The sequence below is a fragment of the Desulfonatronovibrio magnus genome (assembly GCF_000934755.1).
In the GTDB taxonomy this organism is placed as follows: Bacteria; Desulfobacterota; Desulfovibrionia; order Desulfovibrionales; family Desulfonatronovibrionaceae; genus Desulfonatronovibrio; species Desulfonatronovibrio magnus.
Map to the genome: position 1 here is coordinate 126,791 of NZ_KN882179.1, position 18,496 is coordinate 145,286.

Annotated in this window: 15 protein-coding genes; 2 read left to right on the forward strand and 13 right to left on the reverse strand. The window is 42.8% G+C overall.

Features of this window, described 5'->3' with window-relative positions; genetic code table 11:
* Window positions 1-202: 202 nt before the first annotated feature.
* From LZ23_RS18210 to LZ23_RS18250, 10 genes are all read right to left on the reverse strand, one after another.
* On the reverse strand, window positions 203-976 hold the full coding sequence (locus LZ23_RS18210) for a hypothetical protein (RefSeq protein WP_045216494.1): 774 nt from the start codon (window positions 974-976) through the stop codon (window positions 203-205).
* A gap of 23 nt (window positions 977-999) precedes the next feature.
* Window positions 1,000-1,167, reverse strand: a complete 168-nt coding sequence (locus tag LZ23_RS24280; RefSeq protein WP_157493323.1) for a hypothetical protein — start codon at window positions 1,165-1,167, stop codon at window positions 1,000-1,002.
* Window positions 1,133-1,768, reverse strand: a complete 636-nt coding sequence (locus tag LZ23_RS18215) for a P-loop NTPase family protein (protein WP_045216496.1) — start codon at window positions 1,766-1,768, stop codon at window positions 1,133-1,135. Before LZ23_RS18215 ends, LZ23_RS24280 begins: the two co-directional genes overlap by 35 nt.
* A gap of 200 nt (window positions 1,769-1,968) precedes the next feature.
* Window positions 1,969-2,613: a P-loop NTPase family protein gene (locus tag LZ23_RS18220; protein WP_198146047.1), complete on the reverse strand. Its 645-nt coding sequence runs from the start codon at window positions 2,611-2,613 to the stop codon at window positions 1,969-1,971.
* Window positions 2,614-2,981: 368 nt separating this feature from the next.
* A complete protein-coding gene (locus tag LZ23_RS18225) occupies window positions 2,982-3,566 on the reverse strand; it encodes a VPLPA-CTERM sorting domain-containing protein (RefSeq protein WP_045216499.1) in 585 nt (194 codons plus the stop codon).
* A 130-nt stretch (window positions 3,567-3,696) separates the two neighbouring features.
* Window positions 3,697-4,908, reverse strand: coding sequence for an XrtA/PEP-CTERM system-associated ATPase (locus LZ23_RS18230; RefSeq protein ID WP_052507502.1), 1,212 nt, complete (start codon window positions 4,906-4,908; stop codon window positions 3,697-3,699).
* Between the two features lie 11 nt (window positions 4,909-4,919).
* Window positions 4,920-5,813, reverse strand: coding sequence for a CpsD/CapB family tyrosine-protein kinase (locus LZ23_RS18235; RefSeq protein ID WP_084591138.1), 894 nt, complete (start codon window positions 5,811-5,813; stop codon window positions 4,920-4,922).
* A 272-nt stretch (window positions 5,814-6,085) separates the two neighbouring features.
* A complete protein-coding gene (locus LZ23_RS18240) occupies window positions 6,086-7,873 on the reverse strand; it encodes a GumC family protein (RefSeq protein WP_052507503.1) in 1,788 nt (595 codons plus the stop codon).
* A gap of 56 nt (window positions 7,874-7,929) precedes the next feature.
* The gene (locus LZ23_RS18245) at window positions 7,930-9,102 is read right to left on the reverse strand and encodes an outer membrane beta-barrel protein (protein WP_045216504.1); all 1,173 of its coding nucleotides are present in this window, start codon (window positions 9,100-9,102) and stop codon (window positions 7,930-7,932) included.
* Window positions 9,103-9,160: 58 nt separating this feature from the next.
* Window positions 9,161-9,760, reverse strand: a complete 600-nt coding sequence (locus LZ23_RS18250) for a polysaccharide biosynthesis/export family protein (protein WP_332308296.1) — start codon at window positions 9,758-9,760, stop codon at window positions 9,161-9,163.
* A 718-nt stretch (window positions 9,761-10,478) separates the two neighbouring features.
* Between LZ23_RS18250 and LZ23_RS18255 the strand changes: the two genes are divergently transcribed.
* Complete coding sequence (locus LZ23_RS18255) at window positions 10,479-11,990, forward strand: sigma-54-dependent transcriptional regulator (RefSeq protein WP_232300539.1); 1,512 nt, start codon at window positions 10,479-10,481, stop codon at window positions 11,988-11,990.
* On the opposite strand, the gene LZ23_RS22935 is transcribed toward LZ23_RS18255, so the two are convergent.
* Entirely contained in the window at window positions 11,977-14,427 is a 2,451-nt protein-coding gene (locus LZ23_RS22935; RefSeq protein ID WP_052507504.1) for a PAS domain-containing hybrid sensor histidine kinase/response regulator, read from the reverse strand. The two genes, LZ23_RS18255 and LZ23_RS22935, sit on opposite strands and share 14 nt — an antisense overlap.
* Window positions 14,428-15,579: 1,152 nt before the next feature.
* On the opposite strand from LZ23_RS22935, the gene LZ23_RS18275 reads away from it, so the two are divergent.
* On the forward strand, window positions 15,580-15,936 hold the full coding sequence (locus tag LZ23_RS18275) for an Hpt domain-containing protein (protein WP_045216510.1): 357 nt from the start codon (window positions 15,580-15,582) through the stop codon (window positions 15,934-15,936).
* Between the two features lie 612 nt (window positions 15,937-16,548).
* Here LZ23_RS18275 and LZ23_RS18290 read toward each other — a convergent pair.
* Window positions 16,549-17,991, reverse strand: a complete 1,443-nt coding sequence (locus tag LZ23_RS18290) for a sensor domain-containing diguanylate cyclase (RefSeq protein WP_045216515.1) — start codon at window positions 17,989-17,991, stop codon at window positions 16,549-16,551.
* A gap of 196 nt (window positions 17,992-18,187) precedes the next feature.
* Window positions 18,188-18,361: an aldehyde ferredoxin oxidoreductase N-terminal domain-containing protein gene (locus tag LZ23_RS24805; RefSeq protein ID WP_198146048.1), complete on the reverse strand. Its 174-nt coding sequence runs from the start codon at window positions 18,359-18,361 to the stop codon at window positions 18,188-18,190.
* Window positions 18,362-18,496: the final 135 nt, after the last annotated feature.

The following is an 18,496-nucleotide window of genomic DNA, read 5'->3' on the forward strand; positions in this document are numbered from 1 at the left end:
TCCTGCCCGGAGGCTTACAGCCCGGAGGGGGACTGTCCCTGGCTTTGAGACCGTCCCCAAGTGACTTTTCAAAAACGCGTAATGCTCCCGATGAGAATTTTTTAACCACCTCACAGGAGCTCCTTTTACTTATTCCTCTAAGAGCATTCTCCGTCTGAAGGACTGTAGAGGAGACCTGTGAGCAATTGAATAAGATAGCTACTTAATTGAATTTAAGCTTGTTAAGATTGGGCACTGTTCCAAGAACCCTGGTCTGGAGATATCTTGAAGCCTGCCTCGGTGTATACAGCCTGGGATTCAGATATTGGTGCCCCCACATCAAAGACAGAATCAGGAAGGCTGAAATTCCCAGAATCCATAATGCAGGCAGATTTCTTTCTGGAGCGTACCATACTCTCGAGGCAGTGATATTAACTGGGCCTGCCATGATCACTCCAGACTCAATACCACTTGCTCCCATTTCCATCGCTGCCATGATTAGCGTTCTCTCTGCAGCCCTGCTGGACCCTGTAATAAGACGATGGGAGTAAAAGCTGACCATAGCCATACCCAGATCCTTATCCGGCCCTTTATATTCTAATGCAAAATGATTGTTGCTGCCGGAAGTCAGGCTAAAGCTTCCCTGCACAGCGCGCTGAACAAATACCGCAAAGCTTGATGGCAGCCAGGAAGCCCACTCCGGCCTGTGAAGGTCTCCACTTACCAGCAGATGATTTCTTAAGTCCATTAGAGCAAGATTGTCCGTAAAAAGAATATCCGGCCTGTGCACTACATTTTCCACTGTGTTCATTTCCATTGGGTTAGGGCCCAGGGCCAGCAAAGTGCTTCCCTCTGCGTTCATATCCTGAACTATATGATACTCGTAGGGAATATACGCTGAAACCAGCAAATATAGAATTGAAGGTATGACTATCAGTCCCAGATACTTCTTTTTTTCTTTAAGTGCGCATAAAAATATCCTAAAATGAAACAACATGGCTATTCTCCTGTATTTTTCTGCTAAGTATTGACATGGCTCACCTTGCCATCCGCCCCCTGACCCCTGACACCTGCCACCTGCCCCCTGACCTCTGCCCCCTGACCCCTGACTTCTGATCTCTGACTTCTGCCCCCAGACCATCCCCAAACATCCTCAAGCCCTGCCATGCATGGGATTTCTAAAGTCATTCATAAGAATCCCAGTCAGACTCAGCTCATACTCTTTGAAAATACTGACTGCTTTTTTGGCCATATCCCTGGGTGTTACTCCTGCCATAAAAACCAGCATTGTTCCTGCGGCATCACGGGCCAGACGGACTGGATCAAGCATAAATCTGTTGGCCGGAAACATGGAACAAGTATCTACAATAACTCTGTCGTAAGTTTTTTGCGCATTGGTCAATATTGATCTGCAAATATCCAATGAATCAGAAAACTGATCGCAATCCTTACTTTTGGGTGCAGTTAAAAGCTCAAGACCAGTATAGTTGGTCCTCTGAACATACTCCAATGGATCATCGCTGGATTTGAGATCTTGAAAACTGAAGTTCTGTTTTCTGTTAAAGAGCTCATGCAGTCGAGGGGTTCTCCAGTTAAAGTCAGCCAGCAGAACCTTGCCAGAAAGATTAACAGCTCTATGCATAGCCAGCCCTGTAGCCATAAGGCTCTTACCTTCCCCCACAAATGGACTGGTGACCACAAAAAAACCAGGACCAGATCCCATGGATTTTTCTTCCATTACAGAAGCAATCCTTTTAATTTCAGTCAATTGCGCCAATTTATCCATCATAACATGCTCCTTTCCTGCAAACCTGGTAAAATTGTTTGAAACAACTCAAAAAAAAAGTACAAAAGGACAATTTATTCCAAGGTGGAAGTGGGGGGATTGTCCCGATTTCGAGAAAGGTGAAAGTCTCGTATAGTTACTCTTAGGTAAGGCCCCGGGCCCACCTGGTAATTCGCTTACGAGTCTCGAAGCTATGATATTTATCATAATGGATTCTTCCACTGGTTCATAATCACTCCCACAAGTTCTGATTCACCTTTATCAAACATATGAACTGCCTTACGGATAATATCTCTTGGTGTTTTGCCTCCCATTATCACCAGCAGTGTTTCACCTGCCCATTCAGAAAAGTACACCGGATCCATCATTTGCCTGTTAACTGGAAAGATTGCACTTGAGTCCAGGATTACCCGATCATACATATCAGCCAGGCTGTTCAACTTTCCAGTTATGGCATGCACTGGATCCCCAGCAAGCTCTGGATTTTGAAACTCTGGGGCTGTCATTATGTCCAGTCCGGAAAAATCAGTCTTTTTGACAAACCTGTGAGGATCTTCCTCTGCAGTCAGTTCGTTATAATCAAAAGTCCTCTTTTTTCGGAAACAAAGATGAAGAGCTGGGTTATTCCAGTTCAAATCCACGACCAGAACTCTCTGATCAGTCTGGCTTGCAATCCTTGTGGCCAGCCCAGCGGTGATTATTGTTTTGCCTTCACCTGGGAGAGGACTGGTAACCAAAAGCCCGCGTCTGTTTCTATGTTTGGTGTTACATAGAGCCTGGGCAGCTCTTTTTATTTCAGTGAGCTGAATTATCCTGTTGACCACATCGGCCATTTCAAGGTCTTTCATCGTAACCTCATAAGGTTCATACACAGTTACCAATGGGAGCATTCAACTCCATCATATAGCTGTGCAATTAATATGCTATTTTATCCAATACGAGTTCGCATGCCTGATAAAAATATGGATGCAGGCTGTTCCCAAAGCATGGTGTATAGGCAGGGAGCATGGTCAGACACTCCGGGAGAGCCAGTCCCGATGTCGTATGCACAGGGCTACTCTGCTACCCGGCAACAAAGAAGCCGGACATTAAACTATGCCCGGCTTCTACTAAATGACTACAATGCAGTATTGATGTCCCCATGAAAAATGCGGGTACATCAAGGAAGCATTTAATCAATCACATGATACTTTTTTATAATGTATGAAAAAATATACTATTCCTCTCTTTTTAAACGCTTGCGCATCCAGATCATGCCAGTCAAACCGCTCATAAGCAGGACAATAGATGCTGGAACAGGCACAGCTGAGGAAACAAACTTAGCGCTTTCACCGCCAATATAATCCTGTACAAATATGCCTACCATTATATGGTCATCCATGAACAGTTTTAGCAGTTCATCGTTGTCGAAATCATTGTTGAATTCAAATGTTATGGATTCTCCATATCCGATTCTGTACTCAGGTCTGCTGAATCCAAAAGAAGTGTCCGCTTTTTTAGGAGGAGCATACAATTCAGGCAGAAAAGACGGAGTGGCAGGGGATTTAAAACCAGCCCCTGAATAATTTACATTTACATCTTTATTCTCAAAATAAAAATAAAATCCAGCCAGAAGTGAATCCTCTTTCTGGTTATAGATGGTCAGTTTGTTGTTTTCCAATGTACCGTAATAGTTTCCTGCCCCTCCACCACCAATAAGCTTAAAGTTAATAAGTGCTGCCAGTCCACATTGCGGCAGAAACAAAGCCAAAAAAAACAGATAAAGTCCAACTTTAATAGAAAAATTAATTGCTTTCTTCATGATCTTTCTCCCCGTTATTAACGTATTTTTTCTTCCACATCACTGCGTAGCAATGGGAATACTTAACCAAACACGCAAAAAAAAACTCGAATCTCACGAGAATAACTCAGGTCATGTAATTATAAAGCAATTAACGTGCCCCAAAAAGCCTTCTTAGTATTCCTGGTTTTGAGCTTGAGATTACCTGATCCATTTCTTTTGAATCGACTTTATGCATTTCATAACTTTCTTGCGTATCAGCCAGTTCATTGCTCAAATCCTGTATCCTCAGCCTGTATTGTGAACATTGAATAAGTAATCTGTCGCATTTTTTTCTCTCCTGATCCAATAACTGGGAGAACTTGCTGACAATAGCCTCATGCCCCATTTCATTTTCTTCTTTGTAATTTGTTATCTGCCATTCCAGGCGTGCTGCAAGATCTGCAACCCTGGATTCCAGAAATGCCAGACGACCTTCAGAGATATCCATTTTTCCAGAGCCATTACCATTTCCAGAGTTAGAGGTGCTTTCAACCCAAACCACGCCTTCCGGGACTACACCGTTTTCCTCCCTGTCCCGGACGGTCTGCTCCATTATTTCCGTGCTCACGCTTTTTTGCTCATCTGCGTAAGCGTAAACCAGGGCAGCATCACATAATATATTAATGGAACGTGGAATACCCTTGCTTTTTTCAAAGATCATATCCATGGCCTCATCACTGAAAACTTCTTCTCTAAGACTGCCGGCACTTTTCAGGCGATGGATTATGTATTCTTTTGACTCTTCCCTGTTCATGGGGGAAAGGTGATAACTGACAGCAATCCTCTGTGCCAGCTGAGCCAGCCTTGGATCTCTGATCCTGACTCTCAATTCAGGCTGGCCCACTAACATAATTTGCAGCAGGCTCTCTTTGTCCGTCTGCAGGTTTGACAACATGCGCACTTCTTCCAAGACTTCCATGCCAAGGTTCTGGGCCTCATCAATGACCAGCAACGGCCTTTTTCCCCTTGAAAACAAACTGATGAGATAGTTGTTCAGTCTATCCAAGTTGTCGCTCTTGTCATCTGCTGATTCTACCTCAAATTCCCGCAACACTTGCTTGATAAGCTCTTCAGGAGAAATATTGGTATTAAAAAGGACAGCCACTTCCATAGCTGAACCTATCCTGGACAGCAGGTGACGCACAAGAGTGGTCTTGCCGGTTCCAATCTCACCGGTCAGCAGAATAAAACCGATATTTTCGCTTAAACCATATTCCAGGTAGGTCAAAGCCATGGAATGCCTGGAACTGGGATATAGAAATCCCGGATTTGGAGCTATATTGAATGGCTTTTCACGAAATCCAAAAAATATGTTGTACATGGCAAACCATATTACCCTATTCCATCAGCTTTATTCAAAACCATTCCCAGGATATCAACCCCTCGATCTTTTAAAACCTGTACAGACCTGACCACGTCTTCTCTCTGGGTCCTGCCTGCCTGAACCACCAGCAGAACTGCGTCAACATAAGATGAAAAAACCAGCGTGTCCGGCATATCCAGGACATGAGGGGCATCAAAGATTACATATCTGTCCGGATATCTGGTTTTAAGCTCATCAACGAGAAACTTCATCCTGGGTGAACCAAGAATGTTGGAGGTGGCGCTTACCTTCTTTCCTGTGGGTAACACCACCATTTTATCCATTCCTGGAGAAAACAGCAGATCACCGACCTCAACTCCATTCATTAGATAATCAGTCAACCCCTTCATCTCTTCATTTATGCCCATATATTCACAAATTTTGGAATTTCTGATGTTTGCCCCCACAAGCAGAGCAGTCCTGCCCACTTCTCTCGCAATGGTCATGGCCAGATTAATTGAGGTCAGAGTTTTCCCCTCACCCGCTCTGGCACTGCTGATCATTATGCTGTTCCATTTATTTTTCCTGCATCGCTGCAAAATCTGAGTACACAAATAATCATAGCTGTCCCTGACTTCCGCTTTATCAATTATATTGACTAATCTCTGACTCATGGGAAAGTCACGACCTGGATCCAGTACAGAGGTACAGGTATAATCAGGTTTTGCATCCATCTCTGTCATGGGCTCAGCTACAAATCCAGGCATGGAGCGTTCACCAGCGCACTTGTATCCTGTATTGCTTTGATAAACATTCTTCTGTTTTTGTGGATCTATTTCATGTACTACTGTTCCATGACCAAGAGAGAAGCCGCCTCTCTCCTGCCGAGCCCTGTCTAAAGCTTTGCCCAGCTTGCTCATCATTGTTCTCCTGATTTAAAATATAATTTAAAATAGACAATAAATAACACTGCAACGATTCTACGGGAGCATTACGCGTTTCTGAAAAGCCATCTGGGGACAGTCCTGAAGCCAGGGACAGTCCCCCTCCGGGCTGTAAGCCTCCGGGCAGGGAGCCGTTCCAAGCCATGATAAACCGCTTTTAACCCAAAAAAGCTGTGACAAACACATCATTTTTTTCATTTGTCAGAAACGCGTAATGCTCCCAATTCTACCGTTGTTTCAACCATCAGCCTTCATGGAGTGATACCTTCAATCCATGGAGGCTGAGCTGTTATCTGCAATATAAGCCCCAACAGCTTAGCCCATATATTATCCAGCGGCTGATAAAAGTAATGCACCATCCCAAGAGCAAGACCGCACATGGATAAGACCAGGACAAGCCAGGCAAGTCTTGACAACCAGTTAATAATTATATCCCGTTTGCTCAAGAGGGGGGGGATTGATCCAAGTACAGGCTGTCCAGTTACTCTGGCCAAATTACCTGTATCACGTATAGTTGAGTCAAAATACTCAGCCATGGCCGTAGATCCCACGCCTAAACCTGAAGCCAGAACAAATCCCAGCATAATAATGGCCTTTCTGTTTGGCTTAACAGGGACTTTGGAAGCCTGTGGGGGGTCAATAACTGTCAGTTTTTCCGCCAATTGACCTTCTTCCAGTTCCAAGGCCTCCAAGGCGGCTTGCATCCTGGACATTGTTTCCTGGTATGCCTGCTGAACACTCTGGTAATCACGCTGCAGCAACTTAAATTGCTGCTCAATTGCAGGTGAATTTTCTATTCTTTGCTGATAGTCGGCAAAATGTCTTTCCAATTCCCTTATTTTGCCCTGGTTACTGTCAATTTCCAGCCTGGTTGATGCAATCTGAGTTCGAAGATTAATATAAACTGGATTTTCCTGTTCCAGGTTATCAATGTCCCTCAATATTGACCAGCTTGTATTCTTATCTGCCAGTAATGAATTGAGATTACCTATCTCTCGTGATAATCTGATTACATCAGGATGATTCTCTGAATATCTCTGCTGCAGAAGAGTCAGTTCATTTTGTTTTTCCTCCAGACTGACAACCAGATCTCTTATGTGATGACGCTGTAATGCCTCTTGATCCAGGCTGTTTATCTGATTCTTGAGCCTAATAACATCAGGATGGTTTTCAGTCTTGACTGCCTTAAGGCTCAGGTACTGGTTGTTAAGAAATCTGAGTTCATCTTCGAGAGAAGCTGAACGACCATTGGGTCCTGATCTGAACCTGACCGGTTCTATGGATGCCATTTGTCCCTGAAGATAAATCAGCCTGTTCATGCTACTCTGAACATCTTTTTGTCTGGCATCAATTTCATTTTTGGTCCTCTCTAACATCTGCATATTAAACTGCAAAAGTTCAGGCAGGGACAGAATATGCATCTCTTTGAATCTGGCGATGTCTTCTTCCCTGGCATCTATTTCCTTGCGTTGTTCACTTAGCTGCTGCCTGAAAAAATTCACTGCTCCGGCAGCCTTTTCTTCTCTGGCCCTGAGATTTTGTTCCAGATAAAGGGAGGTTAAAGCTCCGGCCACTCTGGAAGCCTGTTGAGGATCTTTGTCCTGATATGCTATGTTAAACGCAATGGTGGCTGTAATGGTCCTGCCCATCCTTGGGTTGGCTACCTGAGCCTGAATGGGAGTCACTTTAATGTTGTTGCGCATTCTGACTACCAGTTGCTCCATGGATTCTTTTTCCCTGAGTTCCGGATAAAGGTTAAGTCTTGTGATTATATCTTCAAGATTCACCCTGCTTAGAACTATCTGACTCAAGCTTTGCAATCGCTCTTCTACATATCCGGTAACAGTAGACCTGACCATCTCTTCAGGTATATTCTGCGTCTCAATGAGAATGGTCGCTCTGGAGCTGTAGATTGACGGAAGCATGACAGCTGCTCCTGCTGCAATAAAAATGATGATGACAAATGGAACAAGAAAATGCAGCTTTCTTCTTTTGAGCACGCCTTGTAAATAGATCAGGTCATTGGTATTGGTATCCATATTTTTTTCCTGCATAAACTTTAAATTTCTCTGGTTTAAGGTGTGTCATTGCAGTTTTATATAGTTTTTGGAAATCGGAAAGTCAGTTGCACATAAACTCTGTTTCCGTCTTCTCTGGTTTTAAGAATTCTGTCTCGGTTTTCCCGGTATCTGTACCCCATTGTAAACAGTACATTTTCTCTGATATTGTAACTTGCCGACAAACCTGCCTGCCAGCTATGCACCTTTTCTCTGCGCACCAGGCCCTGAGTTCTGGTATGGATATACGTACCATCCAGGCTCATGCTCAATCTCTCGGTCAGGCGGTGAGACAACCCGGCATGAAAACGATCACGTATATTATTTTCAGCATAAATACTCTGGTACTGTCCATGATTGTAACCCACAACCAAAGCAGTCTTTTCCATAATTTTCCAGTTAAGCCCGGAATCCAGCATAAAACCTGGCTCATCCTTACTTTTTCTCTCACCTTGTCTCTCAAATCTGGATACAGTCCAGGATGGCCCAGCCTTAATACTCATGCTTATCCTCTGGTTCAAATCCCAGTTAAATCCCGTACTCAAGCTGTACACAGTATGCTGACCCTGGCTAGCTTTATAATCAAAGTCCACGTGCTCAACCCCTATTCCCGCCAAAATACTGGTCCTTTCATCCCTGAGCATTCTGGACCAGAAAACATTACCTCCGGTTGTCCAGAAATCGGCCTTATCCTCGGCTTTGTTATCCCGTTGGGTATACCACAAATCCATATTGATCCGGTTTTTTTCATCAATCAGACAGGTTACGCCCGGCAGAACATGAAACTGGGTCCTTCTGCTTTTGTCAGCCACAATGCCTGACTCTTCAAGTTCGGTATCAAAAGCATAATCCACCCTGAACCTGCCACCCATTTTCAGGGTAAGCCTTTCAGTCAGATCGTATTCACCGCCTATGAAATAATTCTGATTATCCCTGTTAAACTCATCATATTCATAAAGCCTGATCACATCAGCCCTGGCCCCAATGTCCAGCCTTGAACGCTCTGACTTCATTTGAGCTCTAAGCGCAGGGGTTATGCGATGCTCAAAGTCTGAAATATCTTTGAACATGAGATTGTCATCATAAGTTTCAGTCAGGGAAATCTCAGGAGTTATGGTCCAGTCCCCAGCCAGAGAAAAACTGGGCATGGCCAGAGTAATAAACGTTGCCGTAACCAGGGCCCGGGCTGTCATGATGATCTTGCTGCTCATTTTCTTATGCTCCAGTGCTGATCATTACTGCTTGATACAGGAAGCCAAACATCACATCTCATGGAACTACAATAGTATCACCATCTTTTAGTGCGATATTACGTTCCAGAGATCTGCCATTTTCCACATCCGTATATCTAAAGTTAAACATCTGCTGTTCTTTACTGTTTTGTCTTATGATCAGAATATTGTTTCTGGAAGCAAATGGATTCAAACCTCCAGCCATGGCCAGCGCCTGAATCACAGTAGTATCCTTCTCCATGAGATAGAGACCGGGATTTACCACCTTGCCCACAATATACACTACAGGATAACTGATATAGTTCAAGATCACTGTCACCGGTGTGCCTGGTACATATTTGTCAATACTTTCCTCCATTTCTATACGAACATTTTCTACGGTTTTTCCTGCTGCCACCATGTCTCCGATTAATGGAAAGGAAATCCTGCCGTCGGGACGGATCATTACTTCACGGTACAAAGATTCATCATTCCAGACTGATATTTCAAGCATATCTCCTGGAGACAACAAGTATTGCTGGTTTTCATTATCGGCCCAGGCAAGTGAGCAAAATAACATTCCAAATAAATACATAACAAATAGTATCCTTTTCATCCTTCGTTCCTCCCTGATTCGTAAATGTTCAATCTTTGGCATACGCTTCCAAAGCAAACCGCCACTCAAGTCAATTATTGAATAACTGCCCTGAAAATTTTTACTGTAAAAATCTGGCTGACTGCCCTGGATAGTTAGTCTTTCTTTTATGGATATTTTTGTGAATGCCTGAAGTTTATCCTGAAAATTTGTTTACAATTTTCGGACCTTGTAAAATTTTCTCATAAATTTCAGCAAGTTAAAGCATATTTTTCTTAAGGATAGTTGTTTTGTAATAGTTTAGACCTTTTTTATGGAAACAGGAAACAGGAGCTCCGGGCCCCACTTAAGCAATAACCCATGTGTTAATCGTGCCTATTCTGAGGCACGTAGGTTCGGGAGGAACCATTCCCTGTGTTACATCACATGGATTATACATTGCGATTTTTTCCATTTTTTTCAGAAATTCCTGTAGACATGGAAATTAAAAGAAGTTATCGAAAAAATATTAATCGCTTTAAAAGGAATAAAATTTATTGAAGACGCGAAAGGTTTAAGGGGCAAGTCAATAGGCAGGATAGAAGATCTTGTTAGTAAGATGGCACGATTATTCCATAAAATATGGACGCGGTTAGATCAACCTTACTTTCACACATTGAAACCGACCCTCCAAGCAGGTCACAATCAAGTCCTGTACATCTGGCGCAAGGACAATAAGGTGTTCAAATCGGCAATAACTCACGTCAGATTTTTTTGGCGAAGTTGAATGCCGGAGTGTCTTTTGCTTGACTTAAAGGGCTTCATTGGTACCCAGACAGGTCTGCAGGTAAATGTCATGGCGTATATTCTTGTTATTGATGATGATCTTATTTTCAATGAATTGATGCAGGAACAGCTGAACTCCCTCGGGCATGACTGTGAAACCGTTGACAGGCTGCAAAAGGGCATAAATCAGGCACGGACCAATCTTTATGATGTAATTTTTCTTGATGTGACCTTGCCGGATGGTAATGGACTCAGGGAAATACAGACCTTGAAAAACTCTCCCTCAGCTCCAGAAATTATCATTATAACCAGTTTTGGGGATCCCGAAGGCGCTGAAGTAGCACTCAAAAACGGTGCATGGGACTATATCGAGAAACCAGCTTCAGTAAACACAATCAAACTGACTATCTCCAGAGTACTTCGCTACAGACTCAGCAAACACCATTCAGAAAATACCAGAAAGCTTAATAGAGATTCCATAGTCGGCAAAAGTCCGAAAATTCTGGACTGCCTTGCACTGGTTGCCCAGGCTGCTGCAGGAAATATTAACGTTCTTATAACTGGAGAAACTGGAACCGGTAAAGAAGTTTTTGCCAAGACCATCCACAACAACAGCAAAAGATCAGGCAAGCCATTTATTGTAGCTGACTGCACAAGCATCCCCGAGACTCTGGCAGAAAGCTTGTTGTTCGGGCATCAGAAAGGTTCCTTCACTGGAGCTACAACTACAAATAGCGGACTTTTTCTGCAGGCAGATGAGGGTACGCTTTTTCTTGATGAAATCGGTGATTTGTCGCTGCCGGTTCAGAAATCTTTTTTAAGAGTATTGCAGGAAAAGAAGTTTCGCCCTCTGGGATCAAAAGATGAAAAGGAAAGTAAATTTCGACTCATATCAGCTACAAACCGAAATCTGGAAAAAATGATCACTGATGGAGTATTCCGCAAGGACCTGTATTACAGGCTGCGAACCATGAACATACATCTTCCACCTTTGCGGGAACGTAAAGAAGACATTCCTCTGCTCCTGGAGCACTACATCCCGAAAATATGTGAGGAAATGGACATTGCTCCCAAAAAAATATCCGACGAATTTCTTGAGGCATGTTACAGGTATGACTGGCCCGGTAATGTCAGAGAATTTGTCAATACCATAAATATTGTCTGCTCCACTGCTCTGGACGACGATACCATTTTTCAATACCACTTACCTTTGGAAATAAGAGTGTATCTGGCAAAAACCAAGATGCACACCAGGCATGATTGTAAACATGCCCCTGAGCCAGAAGCAGTCAAACCCTATCAGGAAGCAGTCACATCAGGCTCGGAAAGGACAAAACCTATTGATAAATATCCTACTTACAAGCAGTCCAGAAAGAATGTTGTGGACAGAATGGAACCCAGATATTTGAAAGACTTGCTGCTCCTGACTTCCAAGGATTTTAATACGGCCTGCAAAGTGTCCGGACTTTCCAGGGCCAGACTATATGAGCTCTTGAAAAAACACTCCATATCAATCAAACATCTGTAAAAATATCTGTTATGGTCCTCATCAAGACCTGAGGACCTACAGGCTTGATAAGATAACCGTTCATACCAGCTTTTATCGCCTTTTGTTCATGGACTTCATCAGTGTAAGCGGTCAGTGCAATAATTGGCACTTGCGAAATGGCCGGGTCAGAATGCTGTCTGATTTTTCTGGCAGCTTCAAAGCCATTCAGGACAGGCATGTGCAAGTCCATAAAAATCAGATCATATCCTCGTGTAATCATGTCTAAGGCAATTTTTCCATTTTCCGCTATGTCAACAGTGCAACCTTTTTGGATTAGAATTTCATGCATAATTTCCTGATTAATTTCAAAGTCATCTACAAGAAGCACTTTGAGATTCAAGGGCTTTTGAATATCACCTGATATATCATCTTCAATCTCTTTAAAACTGCCCCTTTCAAAAGGCACAGCAAAGATAAATCTGCTGCCTTGCCCAGGGACGCTTTCCACCCAAATCCGCCCATCCATAATGGATACAAGCTCTTTACAGATGGCCAGTCCAAGTCCTGTCCCCGGGAAAATTCCTGCATAACCTTCATCAGCTCGAGTAAATTGTTCAAAAACTATTTCTTTCATATCCTCGGAAATGCCAATACCTGTATCTGCAACTGTGAAGCGCAGGAATACTTTGTTTTGCTCATATTGTTCAATATTGACTGCCACGTTCACGCGACCTTTGGAAGTAAACTTTACTGCATTGCCTGCCAGGTTGAAAAGAATACGTGTCAGGGAGTAGTCATCTCCCCGCAGCAAAACAGGAACATCACGCTCCCTGCACCAGGAAAAATGCAGGTTCTTTTCCTCAGCCTTATGCAAAAGCGCGTCATGGAGTTTATGCAGAACTTCATCAAGATTGAAATCTCTGATCCGCAGCTTGTAACGTCCTGCTTCAATACTGGCAAGATCAAGGATCTCATTGATAATTCGAAGCAGATGTTCAGAGAGGTTAAGTATCTTCTTCAGAGTCTGCTGCTGCTTCTCATATACTGGATTGTCATTTGCAGATGCCTGTCTGGCAAGCCCGATTATTCCACTCAAAGGAGTACGAATTTCATGACTCATATTGGCCAGAAATCGACTTTTGGCTTCACTGGCCTGCCTGACCTCATCCAGGGCTGATTCAAGCTTTTTCTCATTAGCTCTGGATTCTGTAATATCGATCCCTGCCTCCCAGGAAGTCCATCCGGCAATGGGGTATTTGTCAGAAAGCTTAATCCACCTAATAAGCTTTTTCTTGCCAGACTTGGTCACTGCCTCAACCTCGCAGGCATTTACCCCTTGAACTTTCGTGTCATTGCACATACTGGCTCTTTGCCTGTTTACCCTATCTGGATAAAGACGAAGAAAAATATCAGAATTTTTCTGCACCTCACGGGAGGTATATCCCAGAATCCTTTCACTTTCTTTGTTCCAGAAAGTATAATTACCTTGTTCATCGTGGCCGTGAATTATAACAGGAAGGTTATCCACCAGAAGTCTGAGACGCTGTTCGCTCTTTTGAATAGCTTTTTGGGCCTTTATGATTTCAGAAATATTATTTAAGACAACAACTACATGATGTGCTTTCCCAGTTGAGGCAGGAACAGGGGATATCTGAATGCTGTATAATGCCCTTCCAATCTTTTTTTCAAAACTAATTGCTTTTTGTGAGCATATGACCTCCCATACCTTATTTATAAAAAATTCAAATCGCCTCCAGGGCAATAAGCATTTGACATTTTTTCCAACAAGTTTTTCTGGTACTTCATGGTACGATGCAGCACCACTTTTATTCACAGCCAAAATATCACCATCACAATCAATTAAAAACACAAGATGGGCTGTAGCATCCAGAACAGAACGAAGCGTTTGTCTGCTCTGAGAAAGCTGTATTTCCAGCTTTCTACGTTCTAATACTTCCTGTTCCATCAAATGATTTATATTGATCAGAGCTTTGGTCTTTTGCGCTTCAGACATCCTTCCCGGACTGTATTGATTATTATTTTTGCGGATATGACCAAGCCTTGAGCAACAGATCCCCAAAATTTCAATTAAAGGAATGAAATTTTCCAGAAAGTTCACATCGAGCCTGTGTTGCAGACACATTACCATTTGCCCATAACTGCCAAGTCTGAACCCATATCGTTCCAATTCACCACAGGATGATGAGTAATAATAACCGCAATCTTTACCTTCCTTTAGATCTTCATCAAAAGAAGCGTCGCATGATTTTTGCGTCAGGCTACACCTTCCTGCTATCTCGGGAAAAGTCATTACCCTGATGAAGCTGCCATTTTTTTTCTCAAATACACTTATGACTTGACAGTCTGCAATATCTCTCAACAGAGGCAAAGCATTATGCAAAACTGTTACAGTGTCCTGTCTACCCGCAATAGCCTCGGCAAATAATAAAACATAATCCACATCCAGTCTTGACATAACACGCCTCCCCCTGTAACAGATGCAAATTAGCAGTATTCTCAGCACATGGTTTAGTAGTTTACTCCTGAAACCCTGTCGTAAAAACAAGAAAATTTGTAATAGTTTAGCCCTTTTCTAAGGAAAGCAGGGGACAGGCACCCCAGCCCTTGTTTTTTGTTGATGTAAAACACAGACTTAATAAAACAAGGGCTGGAAGAGCCAGTCCCCGTGCCACATGCAAATGGATAAACTATTACGAAAATTTGAATCGCAAAGACGCGAAGAACTCAAAGTTAAAGACAATAAAGAAGATATTTCTTACTTTGCGCCCTTTCCTGCCCGGTTAAACAACGCTGAAAGCGTTCCTGCGCAGCAGGGTTTAACTGGGCGTCTTGAGCTCGCCCGGCTTGCCCCGTAAAACCGGGGTCCCCCCTGGTGTTTTTTACTGGGGTTGAATAGACCTTCGGTCTACGGCAAAGCCATATTCAGGGTAAATCTTCCAACGGGCGGTTAAAATATCTTTTTTGTTGGGTTGTGGTCACAGCCCTCATTAGGAAGCATACACTTTTTTTGAAAAATAGCTGAAACAATCCTTGTATCAAGCGTTTAGGGTTATCCTTTCGTGACCATTACGAATTTCTGAAAACTGTAAATTTGAGTTGTATGTCATGGCTTTTTTGGGGTTAAATCCCAATTTGTGACAGCACGACACCGGAACTCCCCAATTGACTTTTCAGAAACGAGTAATGTTCCCCCTATGGTAACTCATTAATCATGATGTATGGCATGGATATTGAAAAAACTTTTAAAATTCTGTTAATATTTTTTATGGATAAAGATCAAGTAATTTTGTAAAGATTTTTGCAATTTTTATTCAACTTCAGCGTTCGGTGATGTCCCTGGTTATCTGTTCCTGGTTGAATGAAGTGCAAATAATATATTTGGATAGATACCTCGTCTGACCCGAAAGACTTATCTATCTGCCAAAAAAAATAATAAAAATTGGTATCTACATCATTTTTTGATTGTCCGGTTACCAAGATGCCCCAAAAAATCCCTAAAGTTTTCTCAATAAAAATCATTAGTGAATTGTCTCGTGCAATCTGCCTTGAATAATACAAAATATTTTTTAAAACAGTCTATCTGTTACTGTACAGGATAAAAGCTGCCATGAACAAAAAAAATGACTATTTTGAAAATTTGGACAAAATTTTTAATGGAGATCCAGCCTTGATTCACAAGGCGTGTCAAAGTTTTCTCAAGCACAGCACTGCCTATATGCAAGCTTTGGCTGATGCTTGTAAAATTAGAAACGGATCTGAATTTAAAAGAGTGGCGCACTCTTTCAAATCCTCATTTAACATGTTTGGAGATGTTGAGGCATGCAAAACAGCAGGCTTGCTGGAAAAAATTGGAGAAAATGATACCTGGGAAGGGTCTGTTGAACTTCTGAACGTATTTTGCACTCAAATCATAAATGCGAGACAAATCTCTCAGGATATTATCAATAATGGTATGGTTAGATAGAAGCGCCACACCCGGGCAGGCCGGGAAGCGAGCCTGTGAGCAACTTACACCGCTCGTTCCCAGGCTCCAGCCTGGGAACGTCTTACTCTTGCGGCTCCAGCCGCTTCTTCAAAATGTGGCTGGAGCCACAAAAAAAGGTGTTCCCGGGCTGGAGCCTGGGAACAAGAAAAAATCTGGATTCCGGCTTTCGCCGGAATGACGATAAAGAGTAATAGTTTGCTTTAACCGTCACCCCGGACTTGATCCGGGGTCCAGTTTTTTTGTAGTTACTTAGGAGCTCCTCACCCGGGCGACCTTGGACCGAACCTGTGGGTAACTAAAGATTAGCCTCAACACGTTTGAGATTGCCGCGCTCGAAGACTTGCTCGCAATGACACCTGAGCTGGCAGGGATGTAGTTGCTGAAAACCTGTCACCCACGAGGGAGCCTAAGCGACCGAAGTAATCTGTATGGCAAAACCATAATACTTTGAATTTATTTGTAATTTGGTTTTAGCTACTTGTAAGGGAACAGGCTCTCTTAACCCCACCTGAGCATCAACCAGAGATATAAACGTCTCCTCTTTAAAGCAAGCAGGTCCCGGAATAGACAGTCTGCTAACAACCATTTACCTTACCCGTCACTTTCCAGAAGTGTAAGGTTCTTACCCTGTTTTTTGGCCTGGTACATAAGCTTGTCAGCCCTCTCCACCAAGTGTTCAAGGTCTTCACCTTCTCTATGTTCTACAACTCCGGCACTGAAGGACAGCTTAAGAGAGTGGCTGCCTGACTGTACATATAGCTTTGAAGTTGACTGCCTGATTTTTTCTATTACAGCCTCGGCCTGAACTGCTGAACATCCACCCAGGAGAAGAACAAACTCTTCCCCTCCCCACCTGCACCATGCATCAACCTCTCTGATCAAATTCAAAACTGTCTCTGAAAATGCTTTAAGAGCCTCATCCCCAGTCTGATGACCATAATAATCATTAATGCTCTTAAAGTCATCAATGTCAATAAGCACAAGAGAAAGACTGCTGAGCCCCCTTTTCTTTTCCTTAACCTTGTGCGAAAAAATGAGAGAAAATGCGCTTCTGTTCAGGGCACCCGTTAAAACATCATAACGGACAAGCCTCTCCAGATTGCGATAATACTTCTTAAGAACCAAACTTACTACAGTAGCTACAATCAAGGTGATCAGCAGCCCGATGATGAAATTGAACTTGAGCCTGTCAAGCAGCCTTTCATAAACCTCATCATTATCCTTGAGTATGATCAGAAACAAGTCGAATTCCGGAATATACCTGGTGCTTACAAAATTGACCCTGCCTTCAATGTCATACCTGAATGAGGTTTCAGTGCTTGTTAGAATTTCATAAGTATGGCTTGAAAAATTTTCCCACCTGGTAATATCCCCAGGGAGATTAAAATCATCTGCATGCAGAATAACAATGCCTGAATTGTTAACAAACAATACCCTGCTATTATATTTTTCCTGATATGTATTGAGGATATGTCTGACCTGGTTAAGCTCTAACCCGGCCCCTGTGACCCCAAGGAGTTGATCATCATAACCATAGACCTTGTAGTTTATGAATATGGTCAGGCGAGTCTGATCTGCGGTGTCCGTATCAATATTGATTTCAAAAGGACTGACCATGTTTCGAGATCTGAAATACCATTCATCCTGAGGATCATCCTGCGAAACCTGCTTAAGTATACCGTCAGGATGATAATAATTGAGTGTTTGGTCAGACACAAAAAAAGAGGTCACTGTGTCATATTTCTCACGGATCTGGCTTAGGTATGAAATCATTCTTTCAGGTTCATTTTCCCCATCAAGAATCCAGTCCCATACAAACGTATCGTGGGCCATGAGAGATGAAATGTGAATGGACAACATCAGATCTTTCTGAATTTCAGAGTAAATATTGTCTCCGGTCAATGGGAGTGTGTTGTTTCTGATTTCTTCTCCCAGGGCTCGGTAGGCAACAAAATAGCTGGTCAGCATGGTTGTGGCAAATGCACCGAGCAAAAGAGACACGATGACAAAGATGATCCAATATTTTTTTATCATTTTTGAACCTGGTTTTGTGGTATGAGCCCCGGCGTTAATGTTTAAATCTCAGGGGAAAATAATTTTACGTCATCTTTTTAAAAAAAACAACCGGAAGCTTAGTGCTCCCGGTTGCATCTGTAAATTGCTGTTGAATATTTTTCATCCAGAAGGAAAGCCTTGCAGGATGGAATTTTCTCCTACCATTCGTCAAAGCTTATATTTCTCTTCCAGCACGACCCCAGTTCTTTGCAAAAGCAGTCATATAGGCCAGGCCCATGCCTGGAGTGCCTCTGGGTCCCCTGAGAGCTATGGCCTTGAGGTTTTTTGAGTCCATAACAGCCCCTGGTCCGCTGCGTCCCGCCTGTCGGTTGGTTTCCGACTTAGAGATTTAAAATGTCTGGATAATTATAAAAACCTTAAATTCACTTGCGGTAGATGTCAAGAAAGATGTCGCATCTAAGCCGCTTTTTTTTCTGTGTTAGATGTTCTTTTTTTATTCAAGGTAACTTCAGTCGGTGCGCTC

Excerpts from the sequence above, each read along its gene's own strand:
- LZ23_RS18210 (WP_045216494.1), bottom strand. The coding sequence starts at position 976 with ATGTTGTTTCATTTTAGGATATTTTTATGCGCACTTAAAGAAAAAAAG.
- LZ23_RS24280 (WP_157493323.1), bottom strand. The coding sequence starts at position 1,167 with ATGACTTTAGAAATCCCATGCATGGCAGGGCTTGAGGATGTTTGGGGA.
- LZ23_RS18215 (WP_045216496.1), bottom strand. The coding sequence starts at position 1,768 with ATGATGGATAAATTGGCGCAATTGACTGAAATTAAAAGGATTGCTTCT.
- LZ23_RS18220 (WP_198146047.1), bottom strand. The coding sequence starts at position 2,613 with ATGAAAGACCTTGAAATGGCCGATGTGGTCAACAGGATAATTCAGCTC.
- LZ23_RS18225 (WP_045216499.1), bottom strand. The coding sequence starts at position 3,566 with ATGAAGAAAGCAATTAATTTTTCTATTAAAGTTGGACTTTATCTGTTT.
- LZ23_RS18230 (WP_052507502.1), bottom strand. The coding sequence starts at position 4,908 with ATGTACAACATATTTTTTGGATTTCGTGAAAAGCCATTCAATATAGCT.
- LZ23_RS18235 (WP_084591138.1), bottom strand. The coding sequence starts at position 5,813 with ATGATGAGCAAGCTGGGCAAAGCTTTAGACAGGGCTCGGCAGGAGAGA.
- LZ23_RS18240 (WP_052507503.1), bottom strand. The coding sequence starts at position 7,873 with ATGGATACCAATACCAATGACCTGATCTATTTACAAGGCGTGCTCAAA.
- LZ23_RS18245 (WP_045216504.1), bottom strand. The coding sequence starts at position 9,102 with ATGAGCAGCAAGATCATCATGACAGCCCGGGCCCTGGTTACGGCAACG.
- LZ23_RS18250 (WP_332308296.1), bottom strand. The coding sequence starts at position 9,760 with ATGCCAAAGATTGAACATTTACGAATCAGGGAGGAACGAAGGATGAAA.
- LZ23_RS22935 (WP_052507504.1), bottom strand. The coding sequence starts at position 14,427 with ATGTCAAGACTGGATGTGGATTATGTTTTATTATTTGCCGAGGCTATT.
- LZ23_RS18275 (WP_045216510.1), top strand. The coding sequence starts at position 15,580 with ATGAACAAAAAAAATGACTATTTTGAAAATTTGGACAAAATTTTTAAT.
- LZ23_RS18290 (WP_045216515.1), bottom strand. The coding sequence starts at position 17,991 with ATGATAAAAAAATATTGGATCATCTTTGTCATCGTGTCTCTTTTGCTC.